Genomic DNA, 21,929 nt, shown 5'->3' with positions numbered 1-21,929 from the left:
CGCATCGCAACATACTGCCGAATGCGTAATATTGCGTCAATGCATGGTTCCGTACATCTACGTAGCCGAAGTGGCCAAATCACCATGAATCCACGGGAAAGTGACCCTATTCGCCACCCGACAGCAGTGAGCCATGCTCCCGGGCGCTGCGCAAAAGGGCAAGGAATGCCCAAAAAGATGCAGCCAGAAGCAGGGCGTTGATGGCCAATGCCTGCAGCATCAGATCGGTCCTGAAGGTGTGCTCGATCAGGAGCGCGCGCATGCCCTCGAAGGCGTAGGTCGGCGGCAATGCCCAGGCGACGTATTGCAGCCAGACCGGCAACACGCTGACAGGATAGTAAACGCAGGCGAGCGGCAGGATCGCGAACATCAGCGTCCAGACGATGCTCTCGGCGCCGAGACCGTTCCGCAGCACGAGACCCGAGACGAAGATGCCGACCGACCAGCTCGTGAAGATCAGATTGCAGAAGAAGGCGATCAGCGGCAGGCCGAGGGCATAGACGTTGAAGTGAAACAGAAACAGCGCCAGCAGCGTCATCGGGATGACACCGATCGCGAGCCGGATCAGGCTCATGACCATCAGCGACAGCAGAAACTCGATCGGCTTGAGCGGGCTCATCATGAGGTTGCCGAGGTTGCGCGCCCACATCTCTTCCAGGAACGAGATGGAGAAGCCGAGCTGTCCGCGGAATAGGATGTCCCAGAGGATGACGGCGCCGATCAGCGTGCCGCCGGCGCGCGCGAAGAAACTGGCGTTCTCGGCGATGTAGAGCTGGAGGAAGCCCCAGGTAATGACCTGCAGCGCCGGCCAGTACAGGAGCTCGAGCAGCCGCGGCCAGGACGACAGCAAGAGATACCAGTAGCGCAGGATCATCGCGCCGATGCGGTGGAGCGAGATGCCGCGGTGGAGGGAGAGCTCGGTCATCGCGCGCTTCTGCTGTCATCCCGGGGCGCGACATCGTCGCGAGCCCGGGATCCAGAACCACAGGATTGAATTTGGCGGAGATTCGGAGTTGCCCGTCTCGGTCCATAACCGCCATTTGTGGTTATGGATTCCGGGCTCGCGCTCCGCGCGCCCCGGGATGACGACACTCTATTCAGGCTACGATTGCGGCTCCGCTTGTTCACCGCGCCGCCTCCTTCGTACCATTCACCCGGCCGCGCGCGACGTCCAGAAACACCTCCTCCAGCGTGGTGCGGTTGTAGCGGGCCATGATCGCTTCCGGCGCGTCGTCGTCCTCGATGCGGCCGCGCTTCATGATGATGACGCGGTCGCAGAGCCGTTCGACCTCGAGCATGTTGTGCGAGGCCAGGAGAATGGTGGCGTTGTTGTCCCGCCGATACCGCTCAAGATGCGCGCGCACCCAGTCGGCGGTATCCGGGTCGAGCGAGGCGGTCGGCTCGTCGAGGAGCAGCAGCTCGGGCTGGTTGATCAGCGCCTTCGCCAGCGCCACGCGGGTCTTCTGACCGGCCGAGAGCTTGCCGTTGGCGCGGTCGATGAATTCGGTGAGGTCGAGATCATCGGCGAGCTTCGCGATGCGGCCAGAGAGATTCTTCACCGCATAAAGCTTGCCGAACACGGTGAGGTTCTGCCGCACCGTGAGCCGCATCGGCATGTCGACATAGGGGCTCTCGAAATTCATCCGGCCCAGCACGGCCGCGCTCTCCTCGGGCATGCGATGCCCCAGCACCCGCACGCGGCCGGAGGTCGGCAGCACCAGGCCCATGATCATCGCGATGGTCGTGGTCTTGCCGGCGCCATTGCCGCCCAGAAGGCCGGTGATGCTGCCGCGCGGAAGCGTGAAGGAGATATCGTCGACGGCGCGGGTCTGCTTGTAGACCTTGACGAGGTGCTCGACCGCGATTGCCGCGGAGGAGCTGCGATCCGCGACAGTCGGCCGACTTGAAGCCTTGTCATTCTCGGTCATGCTGGCCGTTCTTCTGCTATTGCAGCGAAGAGCGCAAGGCTTGTAATGCCTGCGTGGTTCCGCGAGCCCAGCGCTGTGATCGAGAAAGCACCGCCACATTGTCCGATATGACCGAAATTGCCGCTTCCGACTTCCGCCACGCGCAGCGGCACATCCGGCTGGACACGATCCTGCGGCTGCGCTGGCTCGCGGTGCTGGGCCAGCTCGCCGCGATCTTCATCGTGGCACAGGGGCTGGAGTTCAACGTCGAGATCATCCCATGCGTCAGCATCATCGCTTTGTCGGCCGCACTCAATCTGGCGCTCCAGACCGCGGCCAATCCGATGCAGCGGCTGGAGCCGATGCAGGCGGCCGGGCTGCTCGCGCTGAACATCGTGGAGCTGGCCGGCCTGCTGTTCTTCACCGGCGGCCTGCAGAACCCGTTCTCGTTCCTGTTCCTCGCACCCGTGCTGATCTCGGCCACCGCGCTGCCGGCCCGTTTCACCTTCGGCCTCGGCCTGCTCGCGGTTGCCTGCGCTTCGCTCCTGTTCTTCTTCCATTTTCCGCTGCCGTGGGATTCCGACGATCCGCTGGTGCTGCCGCCGGTCTATCTCGTCGGCGTCTGGCTCTCGATCGCGCTTGCGATCGGCGTCACCAGTCTCTACTCGTTCCAGGTCACCGAGGAGGCGCGCAAGCTCGCGGACGCGCTGGCCGCGACCGAGCTAGTGCTGACGCGCGAGCAGCATCTGACCCAGCTCGACGGACTCGCCGCCGCCGCCGCGCACGAGCTCGGCACGCCGCTCGCGACGATCTTCCTGATTTCGCGCGAACTGGAAAAGACGGTGAAGGACCCGAGCTTTGCCGCCGACCTGAAGACCTTGCGCGAGCAGACCCAGCGCTGCCGCGACATCCTGAGCAAGATCACCCAGCTCTCCTCCACCGGCGCGCCGTTCGACCGCATGAAGATGTCGGAGCTGATCGAGGAGGTGGTGGCGCCGCACCGCGATTTCGGCGTCGAGATCAAGGTGCGGATCGCGGTGGCCGCGGCGGCCGAGCCGGTCGGCTCGCGCAATCCGGCGATCCTTTACGGCATCGGTAACATCGTCGAGAACGCGGTCGATTTCGCCCGCACCACCGTCGAGGTGAACGCATGGTGGAACAAGGATACTATCGAACTCGTGATCTCCGACGACGGACCGGGCATTCCGCCCGACATCCTCAACCGGATCGGCGAGCCCTATCTGTCGCGGCGCCGTACCCAGGACGATGGCGGCGGACGACGCGGCCTCGGCCTCGGCGTGTTCATCGCGCGTACCTTGCTGGAACGCACCGGCGCCAAGGTCTCGTTTACCAATCGGACCTTTCCGGAACACGGCGCAGTGGTCCAGATCACATGGCCCAGGCAGCGTTTTGAGGCTATCGAGACGCACGAAGAAACAATAGGATAGCCGCGACCTTGCGTCGCACAACAGGGCCGATCGACCATCGGCGGCCTTGGCACCGCGTGATTGCGAGGCCATATGTCGATGCGCTGGAGAGAGGACAAAACCTTGAACGCCATTGCCGAACTGAACGAACAGAGCGACCGCTCGCTTCTCATCGTGGAAGACGACAAGCCGTTTCTGGAGCGGCTGTCGCGCGCCATGGAAACGCGGGGCTTCTCGGTGACATCGTGCGACACCGTCTCGGACGGACTTGCGCAGATCGGCAAGTCGGCGCCGGCATTCGCCGTAGTGGACCTGCGGCTCGGCGACGGCAACGGCCTCGACGTGGTCTCGGCACTGAAGAAGAAGCGCCCCGATGCACGCGCGATCGTGCTGACCGGCTATGGCAACATCGCAACCGCCGTCACCGCGGTGAAGATGGGCGCGATCGATTATCTCTCCAAGCCGGCGGATGCCGACGACGTCGTCGCGGCACTGCTGTCAACCAGCGCGGAGAAATCCGAGCTGCCGACCAACCCGATGTCAGCCGACCGTGTGCGCTGGGAGCACATCCAGCGCATCTACGAGATGTGCAACCGCAACGTCTCGGAAACGGCGCGCCGGCTCAACATGCACCGCCGCACGCTGCAGCGCATTCTGGCCAAGCGCGCGCCGAGGTAATAAAAGGTGTCGTAGGGTGGGGTAGCCGAAGGCGTAATCCACCACCGTTTTGCCCCAGCGGAAACGAAAGAGGTGGGTTACGCTTCGCTAACCCAACCTACTGCCTCACTCCCAAGAATCCGCATGCCCCTGCGGATCGACCAGGCGGTTGATCCTTGAAGCCGCCGCCATCGCGAACCGCACCGTCATCTGCTTGCGCGTGGCGGCCGCGAGCTTGTGCTCGGGCGCCTCGCAATGCAGATGCGCGCCATAGGCGTCGGCGACGATCAGGCCGGTGTCATCGGGGAAGATCTCGCAGGGCAGATCCTGCGTGAAGGCGAAGAACAGCCGATCGCAATGGGCGCGGTATTCGTGCCATTTCTGGTCGGCGCGCAGATCCTCCACCGACGACTTGATCTCGACGATCCAGATCTCGCCGCGCTCATTGAGGGCCACCAGATCGGCACGGCGGCCCGAGGGCAGCGGCAATTCGCTGATGCAGGAAAAGCCGAGCGAGCGCAGCAGCCGCGCGGTGCCGCGCGCGATGGCGAGCGCGGTCTCAGACTGGCGGCGGTCCGGCGGCGGCACAAGGGCGATGTTGCGGGCGGTGTTGTCCATGGCGGGAGGATAGCCGATTCCCCTCCACCCGTCATTCCGGGGCGCGCGCAGCGCGAGCCCGGAATCCATAACCACAGGGAGACGTGTGGGGCAAAGCGGGCAACTCCGAGTGATCGCAAAACTCCTTCCTGTGGTTATGGGTCCCGGGCTCGCGACTTCGTCGCGCCCCGGGACGACAGTTTACGACGACGCCACCACCACGCCCTCGTTGCCGCGCAGGTCCAGCACGCCTTCGATCCCCTCGCCTTCGCGATCCAGGAACGTCGACAGCAGGATGTTGCTGCCGAAGCGGATCGCGCTGGTGGTCACCGCAACCGGATCGGGACCGAGATTGAGCGCCACGATCACGGCCTTACCCTGGATCTCCCGCCGATAGATCAGGAGATCGCCTTGCGCTGAGATCGGATGATAATCGCCCGCCATGAGCGGGGGACAACTCCTCCGCAGCGCGATCAGGCCCTTGTAGAGATTGAGGATCGAGCCCGTATCGGCTTCGAGATTGGCGACGTTTTCGCGGATGTGATCCTCCGGCAGCGGCAGCCACGGCCGGACTTGCGAAAAACTGGCGAAGTTCGACGAATCCCATTGCATCGGCGTGCGGCAGCCGTCGCGGCCGACGCCGATGCCGGGCACGTTCTTCTCGAAGGGATCGCGCACGTCCTCCGGCGCGATCGCGAGCTGGTGCATGCCGATCTCGTCGCCATAATAGAGCGTCGGCGTGCCGCGCAGCGTCAGCAGCAGCATGGCCGCGACGCGGGCCTGCTCGGGACCGACGCGGCTCGCCACGCGCGGCCGATCATGATTGCCGAGCACCCAGTTCGGCCAGGCGCCCTTCGGCAGCAACTTCTCGTAATCCTCGATGATCTTCTCGATCGAGCGCGCGCTCCAGAACGTCGAGAGCAGCGCAAAGTTGAACGGCATCTGCGCGCCGGTGAGATCGTTGCCGTAATAGGCCATGAGGCGGTGCAGCGGCAGATAGATCTCGCCGATCAGGACGCGGGCGCCGTAGGTATCGGTGACGCGCCGCATCTCGGCGATGACATCGTGCACCTCCGGCCGATCGGTCGAGTACTGCGTCAGGATCTTCTCGTTCGGCGGCCGGCCCTCGACATAATGCGGGTTGGACGGGTTGTCGCGGAATTCGGCGTCCTTGATCAGGTGCCAGATCACGTCGACGCGAAAGCCATCGACGCCCTTGTCCAGCCAGAACCGCATCACGTCGTAGATGGCGGCCCGGACATCCGGATTGCGCCAGTTCAGGTCCGGCTGCTGGGCGAGGAAGGCGTGGTAATAATATTGACCCGTGGTCTCGTCGAACTGCCACGCGCTGCCGCCGAACTCGGACAGCCAGTTGTTCGGCGCGCCGCCATCGGGGGCCGGATCACGCCAGATGTACCAGTCGCGCCTGGGATTGTCGCGCGACGACCGGCTCTCGATGAACCAGGGATGCTGGTCCGAGGTATGGTTCGGCACGAGATCGAGGATCAGCTTCAGGCCATTGTCATGGGCGGCCGCGAGCAGCGCGTCGAAATCGGCCATCGTGCCGAACAGCGGCTCGATGCCGACATAATCCGAGATGTCGTAGCCGAAATCCGCCATCGGCGAGGGAAAGATCGGCGACAGCCAGATCGCGTCGACGCCGAGCGATTTCACGTAAGGCAGCCGCCTGAGGATGCCGGCGAGATCGCCGACCCCGTCACCGTTCGAGTCCTGAAAGGAGCGAGGATAGATCTGGTAGAAGATGGCGTCGCGCCACCAATTCTCGTCGCCTTGAGCCATGCCGAGGACCACCCGAAATCTGCGCCTTGCGCGGGAGAACGCGACAGCAACGCCTGGGTTCGAATTGGCAGACCAATTGGGACGGCCATGTGACGAGAACCGCGGCTGTTCCCGAAGCTCTTGTCCGAATCTTTTGCGAATCTTTTGCTTGGCGGACTGACAAAAATCGGCATTGTGGCGCCATGACCGAGCAAACTGACACCCAGGACTCCTCGCCGCCCAAGGCGGGCGCGATCATCGTTCCCGTGACGCTGTTCGAGCAGAACTGCACCATCATCTGGGACGAGCCCGCCAAGAAGGCGGTGGTGATCGATCCCGGCGGGGACGTGCCGAAGATCCTGGACGCGATCAAGCAGACCGGCGTCACCGTGGAGAAGATCTGGCTCACTCACGGCCATATCGATCATGTCGGCGGCGCGGCCGAGCTGCGCGATGCGCTGAAGGTGCCGATCGAGGGACCGCATGTCGCGGACAAGTTCCTGCTCGACAACGTGGTCGAAAGCGGCGCGCGCTTCGGCATGACCGGCGTACGCAACTTCGCACCCGACCGCTGGCTCAACGAGGGCGACACCGTGTCGATCGGCGATCTCAAGTTCGACATCTTCCACTGCCCCGGCCACTCGCCGGGCAGCGTGGTGTTCTTCAACAAGGAGCTGCGCTTTGCCCATGTCGGCGACGTTCTGTTCGCGGGCTCGGTCGGACGTACCGACCTGCCCGGCGGCAGTCACGGCACGCTGATCGACTCGATCAAGACGAAATTGCTGCCGCTCGGCGACGATGTCGGCTTCATCTGCGGCCATGGCGCCGGCTCGAGCATCGGCCAGGAGCGGATGACCAATCCGTTCATCACCGGCGAGATGTAGCAACGAACTCCGCTATCGTCACCGACAGTCCGCCACAAACTCCGCCGTCGTCCCGGACAAGCGCAAGCGCAGATCCGGGATCCATAACCACAGGGAGACGTGGTTACGGGGACTCGGAGTTACGCTTTCGCGTTTCACTCAATCCTGGGAGTATGGGTCCCGGATCGGCGCGCGCTTGGAGCGCGCTTGTCCGGGACGACAGCGGGGATGGAGCTACTTCATCAACCCCGCGGCCGTGAGCGCGCGCGTGATGATCTGGCCGAGATCGAAGCCGCGAGCCTTCTCGCCCTGCGGCTCGGCCTGCTCTTCGGCAATTGCTGCACGGATCGAGCGGGCGAGATGCGGCGCGGGCGAGAGCGCCGGCTTCGTTGCAGGCTTCATGGCAGGCTTGGCCTCCGCCTTTTTCGTCGCGGCGTCCGGAATCCAGCCGGTGAGGCCGAAGAACTTTGCGATGTGGTAGGACGAGGAAATGCCGGCCTCGATCAGGAATGCGCCTTCGACGCCGTAGCGCTGATCGTTGTCGGCCAGCCCGAGCGGCGTGCCATGCGCCATGTCGGTGATGGCGTAGGATTCGACCAGCGTCTCGCCGTCCTTGTTCCACCAGGCCTGGCGCGGATGACCGTCGACGACCGTCTCCGCCATCGGCGCATCAGGCAAGTCGTGCAGATCGAGCCATTGCTTGACGATCTCGTTGGCATTGCCGGGGTTGACGGTGCGGTCGGCGCTGCCGTGCCACACCGAGACCTTCGGCCATGGCCCGCGATGATCCGAGGCGCTGCGCACGAGATCGCCGAGCTCGCGCGCGGGACGCGCTGGAGAATGAAACATGCCCTCGAGCGCCTCGCGCAGATTCGAGGCGATGCCATAGGGCAGCCCGGCAATGACCGCGCCGGCTGCGAAGATTTCCGGATAGGTCGCGAGCATCACCGACGTCATGCCGCCGCCGGCCGACAGGCCGGTGATGAAGACGCGCCTGGAATCGATGCGGTGCGTCTCGACCATATGCGCGATCATCTCGCGGATCGAATGCGCCTCGCCGCTGTCGCGCGTGGTGTCTTCCGGATTGAACCAATTGAAACAGGTGTTGCCGTTGTTGACGCGCTGCTGCTCGGGCATCAGCAGCGCGAAACCATAGTGCCGTGCCAGTGTCGACCAACCCGCGCCGAGATCGTAACCGGCTGCCGTCTGCCCGCAGCCATGCAGCACGACGACGAGCGCGCGCGGCTTCTGCAATTGTGCCGGCACGAACGCGAACATGCGCAAGGCTCCGGGATTGTCGCCGAAGCCAATAACCTCCTCTAAGGGGCAGGATGAATCGGCGCTGCGATCGAGCTCGGCAAAGCGCAGTCCGTCCAGCCTCGGCAGACGTCTCAAGAGATCGATATTTTTGGCTAGCGACACGGCGGCTTCCTGGTGGGCGACGTACAACGTCAGTCCAACCAGATAGTTGCTGCATTGCAAAATAAAAAGACCGTGCGCTGTCAATCTCGCGAAAAGGCCACGGATTCCCGCAGAAATCCCCACGTATTAACCGCAATGCCTCAACATCGTGCAGATGCGCGGGCATGCACGCCGGAAATGCGGCGCAAATCAAGATGATGTCACAAACGGCCAGAGCGAGACGACAGATCCTGCGCGCGCTGATTGCACCGCTCGGGCGATGGACAACACCGCGCCGCGAGCGGCCATCAGAAGTCCCCGACCATCAGCGAAGATGCTTATGATGAGCGCAGGCGCGAGCGGCGTCGGCACATCGACATGAAATGTGACGAGCGCGAGCGCAGCAAGGCCTGCGATCTGCAGCCCTCGATCAGCAATCTGGTGTCGCGATGCCCGCCTCGCCTCACCTCGCATGCCTGCATTCCGCTGCGCGGGACATCGCGCGATTGCGTTCGCGCCATCAGGCACGTAGCCTTGCCATCTCAACAAGCAGAAAATCAAAGCCGGAGAGACCGCCATGGCGCGCCTGAAGTTCGGAGCCTTTCTTGCCCCGCATCACCCGATCGGGGAGCATCCGATGCTGCAGTTCCGGCGCGATCTCGACCTCGTCGAGCAGCTGGATGCGCTCGGCTATGACGAGTTCTGGTGCGGCGAGCATCATTCCTCCGGCTGGGAGATGATCGCCTCGCCCGAGATGTTCCTGGCCGCGGCCGGCGAGCGCACCAAGCGGATCAAGCTCGGCACCGGCGTGGTGTCGCTGCCCTATCACCATCCCTTCAATGTCGCCCAGCGCATGGTGCAGCTCGACCACATGACCGGCGGCCGCGCCATCTTCGGCTCCGGCCCCGGCGCGCTCGCCTCGGACGCGCACACGCTCGGCATCGATCCGATGACGCAGCGCGACCGCCAGGACGAGGCGATCGGCATCATCCGCCGTCTCTTCAACGGCGAGCGCGTCACCGCCAGGAGCGACTGGTTCACGATGAACGACGCCGCGCTGCAGATCCTGCCGTTGCAGGAGGAGATGCCGTTCGTGGTGGCCTCCCAGATCTCGCCCTCCGGCATGACGCTCGCCGGCAAATACGGCATCGGCATCATCTCGCTAGGCTCGATGACGACGCAGGGCCTGATGTCGCTGCAGCAGCAATGGCAGTTCGCCGAGGATGCCGCCAGGAAGCACGGCACCAAGGTGAACCGTGCCGACTGGCGCGTGCTGCTGACCTTCCACATCGCCGAGACCCGCGAGCAGGCGCGCCGCGAAGCGGGCGCCGGGCTGATGCGTTGGCACAACGAATATAATGTCGGCACGTTGCAGCGGCCGGGCCTCACCGCATTCTCCTCACCCGACGAAGCGGTCGACAAGACCGCCTTCGTCGAGGGCGCCGCGTCCACCATCGGCACGCCCGACGATCTCGTCAAAACCATCAAGAACGTGATGCAGGTCTCCGGCGGCGTCGGCGCCATCATCGGCTTCGTGCACGACTGGGCCAATCCGGAAAACACGCGGCGGAGCTGGGACATGGTGGCGCGCTACGTCGTGCCGGAGATCAACGGCTACATCGACGGCCTGCGCAAATCGCAAAAATTCGTGATCGAGAACCGGGCGATCTTCGAGCGCGCGGGACAGGCCGTGATGGCCAAGATCATGGAGAACGAGAAGGCCGCCGAGGCGCTGAAGGTCACCGGCCCCGGCCGCGTCGCCATTCCCGCCGTCATCGCCCCGGATCTGCAGAAGGAAGCCGCGAAGCGGTAGGCCGGCAAACCATCGTCGTCCCGGACAAGCGCGCCCCAAGCACGCGCAGATCCGGGACCCATAGCCACAGGGAGAAGTTTGGCGGAGACTCGGAGTGGGAATTTCGCGCACGACTGCTTCCTGTGGTTATGGATCCCCGCCTACGCGGGGATGACGATCTCCGCTGTGATAATCTGGACGGCGTCACCCCGAGCCATCGTGCCAGTTTTGTACTATATCGTCGGAGTCAGCCAACCGGAGCAATCCTGATGTCGATGCAGACTGTGGCCGCCCCTGCACTTCAGTTTACTCCACCGAGGCGCAATGAGCTGACCCACATCCCCGGCGACGAAGGCTGGCCGATCATCGGCAAGACGTTTCAGGTGCTCGCCGATCCGAAGGGCCATATCGAGGCGAACGGCGCCAAATACGGCTTGGTCTACCGCACGCATTTCTTCGGCGAGACCAATGTCGTGCTGCTCGGGCCCGAGGCCAACGAACTCGTGCTGTTCGACCAGCAGAAGCTGTTCTCCTCGACGCATGGTTGGAACAAGGTGCTGGGCCTGCTTTTTCCGCGCGGATTGATGCTGCTCGATTTCGACGAGCATCGCCTGCATCGCAAGGCGCTGTCGGTCGCCTTCAAGTCCGGGCCGATGAAGTCCTATCTCGGCGATCTCGACCGCGGCATTTCTGCGCGCGTCGCGCAATGGAAGGCAAAGCCCGGCGAGATGCAGCTTTATCCGGCGATGAAGCAGCTCACGCTCGATCTCGCTGCGGCCTCGTTCCTCGGCGCCGATATCGGGCCTGAGGTCGATGAGATCAACCGCGCCTTCGTCGATATGGTCGCCGCCTCCGTCTCGCCGGTCCGCCGTCCCCTGCCCGGCACCCAGATGGCGCGAGGGGTGAAGGGACGCAAGCGCATCGTCGCCTATTTCCAGGAGCAGATTCCGCTCCGCCGCGGCAATCATGGCGGCGACGATCTGTTCTCGCAGCTCTGCCGCGCCACCCATGAGAACGGCGCGCTGCTCTCGGAGCAGGACATCATCGATCACATGAGTTTCCTGATGATGGCGGCGCACGACACGCTGACCTCGTCGCTGACGTCCTTCATCGGCGAGCTCGCCGCCAATCCGGACTGGCAGGACAGGCTGCGCGCCGAGGTGCTCGCGCTCGGGCTTGCCCCGGGGGCGCCCAGCAGCTTCGACGATCTCGAGAAGATGCCGCTGTCGGAGATGGCGTTCAAGGAAGCGCTGCGGATCAGGCCGCCGGTGCCGTCGATGCCGCGCCGCGCGATGCGCGATTTCAGCTTCAAGGGCTTTGCGATCCCCGCCGGGACCGCAATCGGCGTCAATCCGCTCTACACGCACCACATGAGGGAGATCTGGCCGGAGCCGGACCGCTTCGATCCGCTGCGCTTCACCGAGGAAGCGCAGCGTGGCCGCCACCGCTTCGCCTTCGTGCCGTTCGGCGGCGGCGCGCATATGTGCCTCGGCCTGCACTTCGCCTACATGCAGGCGAAATGTTTCGCGCGGCACTTTTTGCAGAACATCGAGGTGTCGCTCGCGCCGGGCTGCAAGCCGGACTGGCAGATGTGGCCGATCCCGAAGCCGCGGGATGGGCTGCGGGTGAAGGTGAAGGCGGTTTAGCGCCGCTCTCGTAGGGTGGGTTAGCGACGCGTAACCCACCACTTCTGTCACCGCGGACACCAAAGAGGTGGATTACGCCTTCGGCTAATCCACCCTACGGCCCTGCCCCTACGCCCCCTGATCGAACGCCTTGCGCAGGGCCACATAGCCCTGCTGCTGCTGGCTCCAATTGCGGCCGCCGGTCATGGCGCCGTCGACGACGAGGTCGTGGCCGTTGACGAAGCTGGATTCGTCGCTGGCCAGGAACACTGCGGCATGGGCGATGTCGTCGGGAAGGCCGGCGCGCGGGATCGGCTGTGCGGTCTTGTAGACCTCGCGCATCACGGCGGGCGTCTTCTCGGCTGCGTCGGTCGAGAGCCCCAGTGCCTTGCCGAAGATGCCCGTTGCGATCGCGCCGGGCGAGATCGAGTTGACGCGGACGTTGGATTCGCCGAGCTCCATCGCCACGCACTTGGTGAGATGGATCACCGCCGCCTTGGCCGCGCTATAGACCATCGACGACGAGAATCCGGCGAGGCGGCCGGCAATGCTGCCATTGTTGATGATGCTGCCCGCCCCCTGCTTCTTCATGTGTGGCGCGGCATGCTTCATGCCGAGCATGACGCTGCGCACCAGCGTCGCCATCGCCGCATCGAACCGCTCGGCCTCGAGGCCCTCGATGCCGCCGGTCTGCGCCGGCCCGCCGGCATTGTTGAACAGGCAATCGATCCTGCCGAATTTCTCGACCGCGAGCGCGATCAGCGCATGCATCTGCGCTTCGACCGTGACGTCGGTCTGGCGGAAGATGCAGTTGGCCCCGAGCTGCTTTGCCAGTGCCTCGCCTTCAGCTACGCGCCGGCCCGCGATCACAATTTTGGCACCTTCGGCAACGAAGACTTCCGCAGTGCGCAATCCGATCCCGCTCGTCGCCCCCGTGATCACTGCAACCTTGCCGTCCAGCCTGCCCATGGAATGTTCCTGTTTTCGAGCGATTTGATGCCAAATGGCGAATGTCGGCCGCCGCCGTCGCCGGAGCGGCCACTATCCCTGCCCGCTTCCGACAAGGCAAGCTATGCTTGTGCGGGCGGCATGCGTAACGTTCTCACAGGCCGCTCGATGTTCGAACGCATATCGCAACTGGGCTGCGCATGGGGAAGCTGATCGACGAGTTCCGCAAGGGCTGGCAGGGCGCGGCGCCGCCCTCGCTCGGTCTGAGCATCTCGTTTGCGATAGTCTGCCTGTTGGCCGCAACCCTGGTCCGCTGGGGGCTCGCTCAGGTTCGCCCCGACATCTACTTCACGCCGTACTTTCCGGCCGTGTTCTTTGCAGCTGCTCTGGGCGGATTCCGGATCGGCGTGGTCACGGCGCTGATCGGCGGCGTGCTTGGAGTCGTCCTGAATTTCGGCGATGCCTTTGCCGATCGCGCGCGCTTTGCGCTGCTGGCGCTTTACTGGGCCGTCTGCGCGATAACCATCTGGGGTGTCGAGCACTATCGCACCATGCTGGCAGAGCAACGCCGGATTTCCAAACGCCTGATCGAGGAAGAAGAGTATCGCAAGCTGCTGGTCGAGGAGCTGCAGCACCGGCTGAAGAACAAGCTGTCGACGGTGCATGCCGTGCTGCACCAGGTGCTGCACGACCACCCACAGGTCTGGGCCCGAGTCGATCCCCGGCTGCGCTCGCTGGCCGCAACCGACGATCTGATCTCGCGAATCGACAAGGGCGGCTGCGATATCCGCGACCTCCTGATCTCGGAGCTCGGCCCCTATGGCCATGTCCGCTTCACTCTCAACGGTGAGCGGCTGTTCCTGCCGCCGAAGCTCGCGGTCACGCTATCATTGATGTTTCACGAGCTCGCTACCAATGCGGGCAAGTACGGCGCATTCTCCTCACCGCGCGGCCTGTTGCAGGTGTCCTGGACCATCAGCGACGACCGCCTGACCATCACCTGGGACGAAACCGAAGGTCCGAGCGTGGACAAGGTGTCCGAGCCCGGCTTCGGTACCAAGCTGCTGAAATCGGCACTGTCGTCCTTCGATGGCAGGACCGAGATCGCGTATCTGAAGACCGGGCTGCATTGCATCATGCAGTGCCGAATCCCGCGAAGCGAATAGAACGCAGCGACGTAAAAGGCGTACTCCCTCCCCGCTTGCGCGGCGGCGCAATCGCGTATGGCATTTGCGCGACCCGAGCAAGCGCCTCGTCCTTCTAGACGGCGCTGACGCGCCTCCTCTCCAGGATGAGGCTAAGCGGCATCGATGTTCGTTCAAAGTGGCGCAACGCACTCCGGTCCTCATCCTGACGGCCCGCCAGCGGCGGGCGTCTCGAAGGATGGCCGCAGGCGAAATCGTTCCAACGCGCACTGCGCTCGCAGTTTCGCTTTGCGCGTTGACCCTCTGTTAATGACGATCGTCAGCGCGCGTCGCATCGTCGCAAGTTTTCTCCAAAACACCCCCGTATTTCTCCTGGCCCCTTAACCAAACTTAAGAGGGAACTGCGCAAGATCGCGCCCATTGCAAAGGCGCGCCGAAACAACAAGATTCATGACTTGTATGAACGACGATACATATTCCGGCGCGACTGAAGCCGAGCTCGGTTTTCTCAAGGAAATCGTTAGAATGCTACCTGCCGGCCTCACCGTGCAGGACGCGCATGGCGAGCTTCTGCTGGTCAACGATGCCGCCGCCGCCCAGCTCGGCATGGACGGCAGCCGTCCCTCACCCGATCTGGCCCCGCGACGCCAAGCCTGCCGGCAGGCGCTGAACGCCGGCCAGGCGGTCGTGACCGAGGAGGCGCTTCACGTCGGCGCCGCACGCCAGGTGCTGCTCACGACCCATCGTCCCGTTCGCCTCGCCGGGCGCGAGCTCCTGATCTCGGCATCCTCCGACATCACCGAGCAGAAGAATTTCGAAGACCAGCTGTTCCGCTCGGCCTATTTCGACGAACTGACCGGCCTGCCCTCGCGGCGCGTGATCGAGCATCGCGCCACCAGCCTGCTCGCGCGCGATCGCAGCAGCGAGCGCTTTGCGCTGGCCTTTCTCGACGTCGACAATTTCAAGCACATCAACGACTATTACGGCCACACCGTGGGCGACGCGCTGCTGGTCGAGCTGTCGAAGCGGCTCGGGCGCGACCTGCGCGATTCCGACATGCTCTCGCGCATCTCGGGCGACGAATTCCTGCTGCTGCTGTCACCGATCCAGAGCCAGGAGGAAGTCGCCGAGTTCATGCAATCGACGCTGGAGCGGCTGACCGCGCCGTTCTTCATCGACAATTCGGAGGTCTTCGCCTCGACCTCGGTCGGCATCAGCCTTTATCCCGACCACGGACGCAGCTTCGAGACGCTACGGCAGAACGCCGATATCGCGATGTACCGCATCAAGAACAACGGCAAGGGACTGGCCGCCTTCTTCGATGCCAGCATGGAGCGCGAGGCACAGGCGCGGATGAAGGTCGAGCAGTCGCTGCGGCTCGCCATCCTGGAAAAGCGCTTCTGCTGCGCCTTCCAGTCCAAGGTTGACATCCGCACCCAGGCCGTGAAGGGCATCGAGGCCCTGGTGCGCCTGCGCGACGACGAAGGCGTGATCCAGGCGCCCGGATCGTTCATCAATCTCGCCGGCGAGCTCGGCCTGATCGACGAGCTGACCCATCTCGTACTCGCCGAGATCGTCAAATCGATCGACCTGATCAACGACACGTTCGGCGCGGAAGCGACCATCAGCATCAACGTCGCCGCCAAGCAGGCCGGCAATCCCGAGTTCATGCGCAGCTTTGCGCAGGCGCTGGAGGAGACCGGCTTTCCCCAGCGGTTCATGATCGAGGTGACGGAAGATGCTTTCGTCGCCAAGAATCACTTCCAGGCCGAGATCCTGCCGATGTTCCGCAAGCTCGGCGTCGGCATCTCCATCGACGATTTCGGCACCGGCTATTCCTCGCTCTCGGCGCTCGCCGACATCACCGCGGACGAGATCAAGATCGACCGCTCCTTCATCACCGACATCCATAAGCGCCCGCGCAGCCAGGGCATCCTGCGCGCAATCGAATCCTTGAGCGAAGCGCTCGGCATGACCGTGATCGCCGAAGGCCTCGAATCCTACGAGGAGCTCGCCTATCTCCATGCGGCAACGAAGATCCGCTACGCGCAGGGCTACTACTTCTCGCGGCCGATCTTCCTGGAGGAGCTGAAGCTCGCAACGCCCGCCGCCAGCGAGGCGCGGGTCAGCGTGGCGAGCCGCCCGATGCAGCAGAACCGCCAGGGCTATTCGCGGGCGAGCGGGTATCGGCGGTAGGGCTAGAGCGACGCAACAAACACCGCTGTCGTCCCGGGCTAGCGTTAGCGCAGACCCGGGACCCATAACCACAGGGAGCCATGTGACGCGAAGCTCCCACTCCGAATCTTCGCCAAACGTCTTCCTGTGGGTATGGGTCCCGGGTTCGCTTCGCGCCCCGGGACGACAGCAATTGCCGAGCTCGCTGAGTACCCATTTCCCCCTTTGAAATTGCTGGCCTTTTGCTAATACACAGGCGGACCTCCCCGAGGTATCTCATGCCTGCCGCTTCCGCCTCGATCAGCGACCCTGCTTACCTTCGCGCGCGCGCGATGGAGACGCTGTTCGAACGGCTGGAACAGCTCTGCGAAGGTGCGATTGCGATCGACCGCGGCGGGCGCGTCGTCTACGTCAACGAAAAATATCTCGCCGCGCTCGGTCTCGACCATGCCCGCGAGGCGATCGGCCGGCCGATCGAGGAGGTCATCCCGAACAGCCTGATGCGCAAGGTGGCCGAGACCGGCGAGCCGATCCTGCTCGACATCATGGAGCTCGGCGGCGAGCAGCTCGTCGTCACCCGCATGCCGATCGAGGACGAGAACGGGACGGTGATCGGCGCGATCGGCTTCGTGCTCTATGATCATCTCGAGAGCCTGAAGCCCCTGCTCGCCCGCGTCGCCCAGCTCGAGAGCGATCTGCGGCTGGCGCGGCGGCAATTGTCCAACGCCCGCGCGGCGCGCTTCACCTTCGCCGATTTCGTCGGCACGACGCCTGCCATCGCGCGGGCCAAGGAGATCGCAAGCCGTGCCGCGCGGCAGAGCGTCACCGTCCTGCTCACCGGCGAAACCGGGACGGGCAAGGAGATGCTGGCGCAGGCGATCCACAACGCCTCCTCGCGTGCAGAGAGGCCGTTCGTCAGCGTCAACGTCGCCGCGATCCCGGACACGCTGATCGAGTCGGAGTTCTTCGGCACCGCGCCGGGCGCCTATACCGGCGCCGACCGCAGGGGCCGCGAGGGCAAGTTCCGCATTGCCGACGGCGGCACGCTGTTCCTCGACGAGATCGGCGAGATGCCGCTGCAACTCCAAGCCAAGCTGTTGCGCGTGCTCCAGGAGCGCGAGATCGAGCCGCTCGGCTCGGACAAGATCTCGAAGGTGGACGTGCGCGTGATCGCCGCCACCAATGTGGACTTGCGCAAGCGCGTCAGCGACGGCGCGTTCCGGCCCGACCTTTATTATCGGCTCAACGTGCTCTCGATCGAGCTGCCGCCGCTGCGCCATTGCCTCGACGATCTCCCGGATATCTGCGCCCGGCTGTTCGACGACATCAGCGGATCGGGCGACTACGTCAAGGCGAAGATCACGCCGAGCGCACTCGCCGCGCTCGCGCGCTATGACTGGCCGGGCAATGTCCGCGAGCTCCGCAACATCCTCGAGCGCGCGCTGATCCTCAGCGATTCCGGGCGGCTGACCGGCGAGGACGTCGCGCGCATCCTCCCGGTCGACACGGAGGTCAGGCTTGCACCGCCAGCGCGACCGGCCGGAGCGGTGGTGCCCTATGCCGAAGCCGAGGCGGAGTTCGAGAAGCACACGCTCGAACAGGCGCTTGCCGCCAGCAACGGCCAGATCACCGAGGCCGCCAGGATGCTGCGGATCTCGCGCGCGACCTTCTACAAGAAGCTCGCCAAGTTCGGTCTCACGACGGGGGCGGCGCCGGCCTGAGATCGTAGATCCGGATGGAGCCGTAGCTGCTGCCATACTCTCCGTGTCGTCCCGGACAAGCGTAAGCACAGATCCGGGATCTATAGCCACAGGGTTGAGTTTGGCGAAGATTCGTGGTCGCCAGCTCGCGCCACAACTTCCCCCTGGGGGTATGGATCCCGAATCAGCGCGCGCTTGTGGCGCGCTTGTCCGGGACGACAGCGGAGTGAATGGCTCGCTGTCGTGCGCTCTGTTCAGGTGCCTTAGTCCGTCTGAGTTTCGAGACACCGGACTGTCCGGAGTCTCGGATTCCGGACAGCTCGCCCGGCTGCTCTTCCGGGGCGAATTGCAGGCAATTCCCGCAGATTTCAGCAGTTTTGCGCGAAGCTGCGGGATCTGGCGCGGACCTTGCTCTCCGCTTTGCCGTCTTTCATTCGCGAGGAGCAACCTGTTCCGGGGCAGCTCTCCGCGGTAAGATCAAGCAAAACAAGGCCTACGGTCCAGGGTGCGGGAGGAACGCCGTGAGCCATCATCCAGCTCTGCCTTACTTGCGCAATTCCGAGAAGGGCAAGGTCGTCTCGGCGAATGAAGCCGTCATGCTGATCCGCGACGGCGACACCGTGGCGACCGGCGGCTTCGTCGGCATCGGCTTTGCCGAGGAGATCGCCATCGCGCTGGAAGAGCTCTATCTGTCCCACGAGGGCGACGCGCCCTATACGCAAGGCAAGCCGCGCAACCTGACGCTGGTCTATGCGGCCGGTCAGGGCGACGGCAAGCAGCGCGGCCTCAATCATTTCGGACATGAAGGCCTGGTCCGGCGCGTGATCGGCGGGCATTGGGGCCTTGCGCCGAAACTGCAGCAGCTCGCGATCGCAAACCAGATCGAGGCCTATAACCTGCCGCAGGGCGTCATCACGCATCTGTTCCGCGACATCGCCGCGCACCGGCCCGGCCACATCACCCGCGTCGGCATGGGCACCTTCGTCGACCCCAGGCATGGCGGCGGCAAGCTGAACGCACGCACCACCGAGGACCTGGTGGAGCTGATCACGCTGCGCGGCGAAGAGTGCCTGCTCTACAAGACCTTCCCGATCGATGTCGGGATCATCCGCGCCACCACCGGCGATCCCGACGGCAACCTCACCATGGAGAAGGAGGCGCTGACGCTGGAAGCGCTCGCCATCGCCATGGCGGCGCATAATTCCGGCGGCATCGTCATCGCCCAGGTCGAGCGCGTCGCCGAAGCCGGCAGCCTCAATCCGCGTCAAGTGAAGATTCCCGGCATCCTCGTCGACTGCGTCGTGGTATCGAGGCCCGAGAATCACTGGCAGACCTTCGGCACGCAATACAATCCGGCTTTCTCGAGCGAGATCCGCGTCCGCGCCACCTCTCTGCCGGTGATGCCGATCAGCGAGCGCAAGATCATCGCCCGGCGCGCCGCGCTGGAGCTGAAAGCCAACAGCGTCGTCAATCTCGGCATCGGCATGCCCGAGGGGATCGCCTCGGTCGCCAATGAGGAGCGCATCATCGATCTCATCACGCTGACGGCGGAGCCGGGCGTGATCGGCGGCATCCCCGCGAGCGGCATCGATTTCGGCGCGGCAATCAACACCCAGGCCGTGATCGACCAGCCCTACCAGTTCGACTTCTACGACGGCGGCGGCCTCGATGCCGCTTTCCTGGGACTTGCTCAGGTCGACAGTGCCGGCAACCTCAATGTCAGCAAGTTCGGGCCGAAGCTTGCCGGGGCCGGCGGCTTCATCAACATCAGCCAGAACGCCAAGGAGGTCGTTTTCGTCGGCACGTTCGGTGCGGGCAAGCAACGCATTTCAGTGGAGGACGGCAAGCTCGTCATCCTCGACGAAGCCAGGTCGCGCAAGTTCGTCGATCGCGTCGAGCACGTCACCTTCAGCGGCCCGTTTGCCGCCGCGCGCAAACAACGCACGCTGTACGTCACCGAGCGCTGCGTGTTCGAGCTCAGGGGCGAGGGGCTTGAGCTCACCGAAGTCGCGCCCGGCATTGACATCGAGCGTGACATCCTGCGCCTGATGGATTTCAAGCCGCTGATCCCGCGCGACCCTGTGCTGATGGACGCGCGCATCTTCGGCGAGGGTCTGATGGATCTGCGCGAGCGCCTGCTCACCATCCCGCTCGACCAGCGCTTCACGCTGGACGAGCAGCAGAACCTGTTCTTCGTCAATCTGGAGCGCTACCCGCTGCGCAGCAAGGCCGAGATCGACACCATCGCTGCCATCGTCGAGGCCCGCCTGGCGCCGCTCGGGCGTCGGGTCTACGCCATCGTCAATTATGACAACTTTTCCATTCTGCCGGAGCTGATGGACGATTATTCTGCGATGGTGCGCAGCCTCGTCGACCGCTTCTATTCCGGCGTGTCGCGCTACACCACGTCGGGCTTTCTGCGCATCAAGCTGGGTGAAGCCCTGGAGAAACGCGGCGTCGCGCCGCACATCTTCGAAAGCGCGGAGGAAGCGCAGTCGGACTGGCGCCAGGTCGAGGCCGGCGCAGCGAGGCAGGCCCAAAAATGATGCATGCCCGCAAAGGCCAGCCCGCGCCACCGGAAGGTTCAATTGCAATGTTCCCAAGCTTGTGCAAATCGCTGTTACCGAGAAACTTCAAATCAGGAGGGACCATCGTGCGTCGATCACTCATCATAACAGCAACCATCCTCGCGCTCGGCGCGGGCACCGCCGCACAGGCCGACGATCTCAAGATTGCGCTGATCTATGGCAAGACCGGTCCGCTCGAGGCCTACGCCAAGCAGACCGAGACCGGCCTGAAGATGGGCTTTGAGTACGCCACCAAGGGCACCATGACGCTCGACGGCCGCAAGATCGTCGTCATCACCAAGGACGACCAGGGCAAGCCGGATCTGGCCAAGGCCGCGCTCGCGGAGGCCTATCAGGACGACAAGGCCGACATTGCGATCGGCACGACCTCGTCGGCGGCGGCGCTCGCGATTCTCCCGGTCGCCGAGGAGAACAAGAAGATCCTGATCGTCGAGCCCGCGGTCGCGGACCAGATTACCGGCGAGAAGTGGAATCGCTACATCTTCCGCACCGGGCGCAACTCGTCGCAGGACGCGATCTCCAACGCTGTCGCAATCGGCAAGCCGGGCGTCACCGTCGCGACGCTGGCGCAGGACTATGCCTTCGGCCGTGACGGCGTCGCCGCTTTCAAGGAGGCGCTCGCCAAGACCGGCGCGACGCTCGCCGCCGAGGAGTATGCCCCGACCTCGACCACCGACTTCACCGCCGTCGGCCAGCGCCTGTTCGACGCGCTGAAGGACAAGCCGGGCCGCAAGGTGATCTGGGTGATCTGGGCCGGCGCCGGTAACCCGCTGGCCAAGCTCCAGGACATGGACCCGAAGCGCTATGGCATCGAGCTCTCCACCGGCGGCAACATCCTGCCGGCGCTCGCCGCCTACAAGGGCCTGCCCGGCATGGAAGGCGCGACCTACTACTTCTACGACATTCCGAAGAACCCCGTGAACGACTGGCTGGTCGCCGAGCACCAGAAGCGCTTCAACGCGCCGCCGGATTTCTTCACCGCGGGCGGCTTCGCCGCCGCGATGTCCGTCGTCGCCGCCGTCACCAAGGCGAAGTCGACCGACACCGAGAAGCTGATCACGGCAATGGAAGGCCTGGAGTTCGACACGCCCAAGGGCAAGATGGTGTTCCGGAAGGAAGATCATCAGGCGCTGCAGAGCATGTATCACTTCAAGGTCAAGGTCGATCCGAACGTCGCCTGGGCCGTGCTCGAGCCGGTGCGCGAGCTGAAGATCGAGGACATGAACGTTCCGATCAAGAACAAGCGCTGAGGTTTCTTGCTTCACCTCTCCCGCTCGCGGGAGAGGCCGGGAGAGGGCTCTATCCTCTCAGGGGTTCTCGCTTGC

At 64.2% G+C, this 21,929-nt stretch carries 16 protein-coding genes; 10 read left to right on the top strand and 6 right to left on the bottom strand.

What is annotated here, in order from left to right:
• Positions 1 to 106: 106 nt before the first annotated feature.
• Both IVB23_RS22185 and IVB23_RS22180 read right to left on the bottom strand, forming a co-directional pair.
• Positions 107 to 925, bottom strand: coding sequence for an ABC transporter permease (locus IVB23_RS22185; RefSeq protein WP_247800038.1), 819 nt, complete (start codon positions 923 to 925; stop codon positions 107 to 109).
• Positions 926 to 1,124: 199 nt separating this feature from the next.
• A complete protein-coding gene (locus IVB23_RS22180) occupies positions 1,125 to 1,928 on the bottom strand; it encodes an ABC transporter ATP-binding protein (protein ID WP_247800037.1) in 804 nt (267 codons plus the stop codon).
• A gap of 107 nt (positions 1,929 to 2,035) precedes the next feature.
• Between IVB23_RS22180 and IVB23_RS22175 the strand changes: the two genes are divergently transcribed.
• Both IVB23_RS22175 and IVB23_RS22170 read left to right on the top strand, forming a co-directional pair.
• On the top strand, positions 2,036 to 3,355 hold the full coding sequence (locus IVB23_RS22175) for an ActS/PrrB/RegB family redox-sensitive histidine kinase (RefSeq protein ID WP_061879839.1): 1,320 nt from the start codon (positions 2,036 to 2,038) through the stop codon (positions 3,353 to 3,355).
• 102 nt (positions 3,356 to 3,457) lie between these two features.
• Complete coding sequence (locus IVB23_RS22170) at positions 3,458 to 4,012, top strand: ActR/PrrA/RegA family redox response regulator transcription factor (RefSeq protein WP_028176842.1); 555 nt, start codon at positions 3,458 to 3,460, stop codon at positions 4,010 to 4,012.
• A 105-nt stretch (positions 4,013 to 4,117) separates the two neighbouring features.
• On the opposite strand, the gene IVB23_RS22165 is transcribed toward IVB23_RS22170, so the two are convergent.
• Together IVB23_RS22165 and IVB23_RS22160 are read right to left on the bottom strand one after the other, a co-directional pair.
• A complete protein-coding gene (locus IVB23_RS22165; protein ID WP_247800036.1) occupies positions 4,118 to 4,609 on the bottom strand; it encodes an MmcB family DNA repair protein in 492 nt (163 codons plus the stop codon).
• A 180-nt stretch (positions 4,610 to 4,789) separates the two neighbouring features.
• Entirely contained in the window at positions 4,790 to 6,388 is a 1,599-nt protein-coding gene (locus tag IVB23_RS22160; RefSeq protein WP_247800035.1) for an alpha-amylase family glycosyl hydrolase, read from the bottom strand.
• A gap of 182 nt (positions 6,389 to 6,570) precedes the next feature.
• Between IVB23_RS22160 and IVB23_RS22155 the strand changes: the two genes are divergently transcribed.
• The gene (locus IVB23_RS22155; protein ID WP_247800034.1) at positions 6,571 to 7,251 is read left to right on the top strand and encodes an MBL fold metallo-hydrolase; all 681 of its coding nucleotides are present in this window, start codon (positions 6,571 to 6,573) and stop codon (positions 7,249 to 7,251) included.
• Positions 7,252 to 7,464: 213 nt separating this feature from the next.
• Here IVB23_RS22155 and IVB23_RS22150 read toward each other — a convergent pair whose 3' ends face one another.
• Positions 7,465 to 8,652, bottom strand: coding sequence for a PHB depolymerase family esterase (locus tag IVB23_RS22150; RefSeq protein WP_197965391.1), 1,188 nt, complete (start codon positions 8,650 to 8,652; stop codon positions 7,465 to 7,467).
• A gap of 556 nt (positions 8,653 to 9,208) precedes the next feature.
• On the opposite strand from IVB23_RS22150, the gene IVB23_RS22145 reads away from it, so the two are divergent.
• Both IVB23_RS22145 and IVB23_RS22140 read left to right on the top strand, forming a co-directional pair.
• Entirely contained in the window at positions 9,209 to 10,444 is a 1,236-nt protein-coding gene (locus IVB23_RS22145) for an LLM class flavin-dependent oxidoreductase (RefSeq protein WP_247800033.1), read from the top strand.
• 248 nt (positions 10,445 to 10,692) lie between these two features.
• Positions 10,693 to 12,069, top strand: a complete 1,377-nt coding sequence (locus IVB23_RS22140; RefSeq protein ID WP_247800032.1) for a cytochrome P450 — start codon at positions 10,693 to 10,695, stop codon at positions 12,067 to 12,069.
• Positions 12,070 to 12,177: 108 nt separating this feature from the next.
• Here IVB23_RS22140 and IVB23_RS22135 read toward each other — a convergent pair whose 3' ends face one another.
• Positions 12,178 to 13,017, bottom strand: a complete 840-nt coding sequence (locus IVB23_RS22135; RefSeq protein WP_247800031.1) for a glucose 1-dehydrogenase — start codon at positions 13,015 to 13,017, stop codon at positions 12,178 to 12,180.
• Positions 13,018 to 13,196: 179 nt separating this feature from the next.
• On the opposite strand from IVB23_RS22135, the gene IVB23_RS22130 reads away from it, so the two are divergent.
• The 5 genes from IVB23_RS22130 (at position 13,197) to IVB23_RS22110 (ending at position 21,854) form a co-directional block, all read left to right on the top strand.
• Positions 13,197 to 14,162, top strand: a complete 966-nt coding sequence (locus IVB23_RS22130) for an HWE histidine kinase domain-containing protein (RefSeq protein WP_061879847.1) — start codon at positions 13,197 to 13,199, stop codon at positions 14,160 to 14,162.
• Between the two features lie 438 nt (positions 14,163 to 14,600).
• Positions 14,601 to 16,337, top strand: coding sequence for an EAL domain-containing protein (locus IVB23_RS22125; protein WP_247800030.1), 1,737 nt, complete (start codon positions 14,601 to 14,603; stop codon positions 16,335 to 16,337).
• 257 nt (positions 16,338 to 16,594) lie between these two features.
• Positions 16,595 to 18,037 carry a sigma 54-interacting transcriptional regulator gene (locus tag IVB23_RS22120; RefSeq protein ID WP_247800029.1) on the top strand — a complete coding sequence of 481 codons (1,443 nt, stop codon included), beginning with the start codon at positions 16,595 to 16,597 and terminating at the stop codon, positions 18,035 to 18,037.
• A 500-nt stretch (positions 18,038 to 18,537) separates the two neighbouring features.
• Complete coding sequence (locus tag IVB23_RS22115; protein WP_276578546.1) at positions 18,538 to 20,562, top strand: acyl CoA:acetate/3-ketoacid CoA transferase; 2,025 nt, start codon at positions 18,538 to 18,540, stop codon at positions 20,560 to 20,562.
• Between the two features lie 107 nt (positions 20,563 to 20,669).
• Positions 20,670 to 21,854: a substrate-binding domain-containing protein gene (locus tag IVB23_RS22110; protein WP_247800028.1), complete on the top strand. Its 1,185-nt coding sequence runs from the start codon at positions 20,670 to 20,672 to the stop codon at positions 21,852 to 21,854.
• Positions 21,855 to 21,929: the final 75 nt, after the last annotated feature.

Source organism: Bradyrhizobium sp. 191, from assembly GCF_023100985.1.
GTDB lineage: Bacteria > Pseudomonadota > Alphaproteobacteria > Rhizobiales > Xanthobacteraceae > Bradyrhizobium > Bradyrhizobium diversitatis.
The sequence above is the reverse complement of the archived record's forward strand: the minus strand, read 5'-3'. Positions and strand labels throughout refer to the sequence as shown.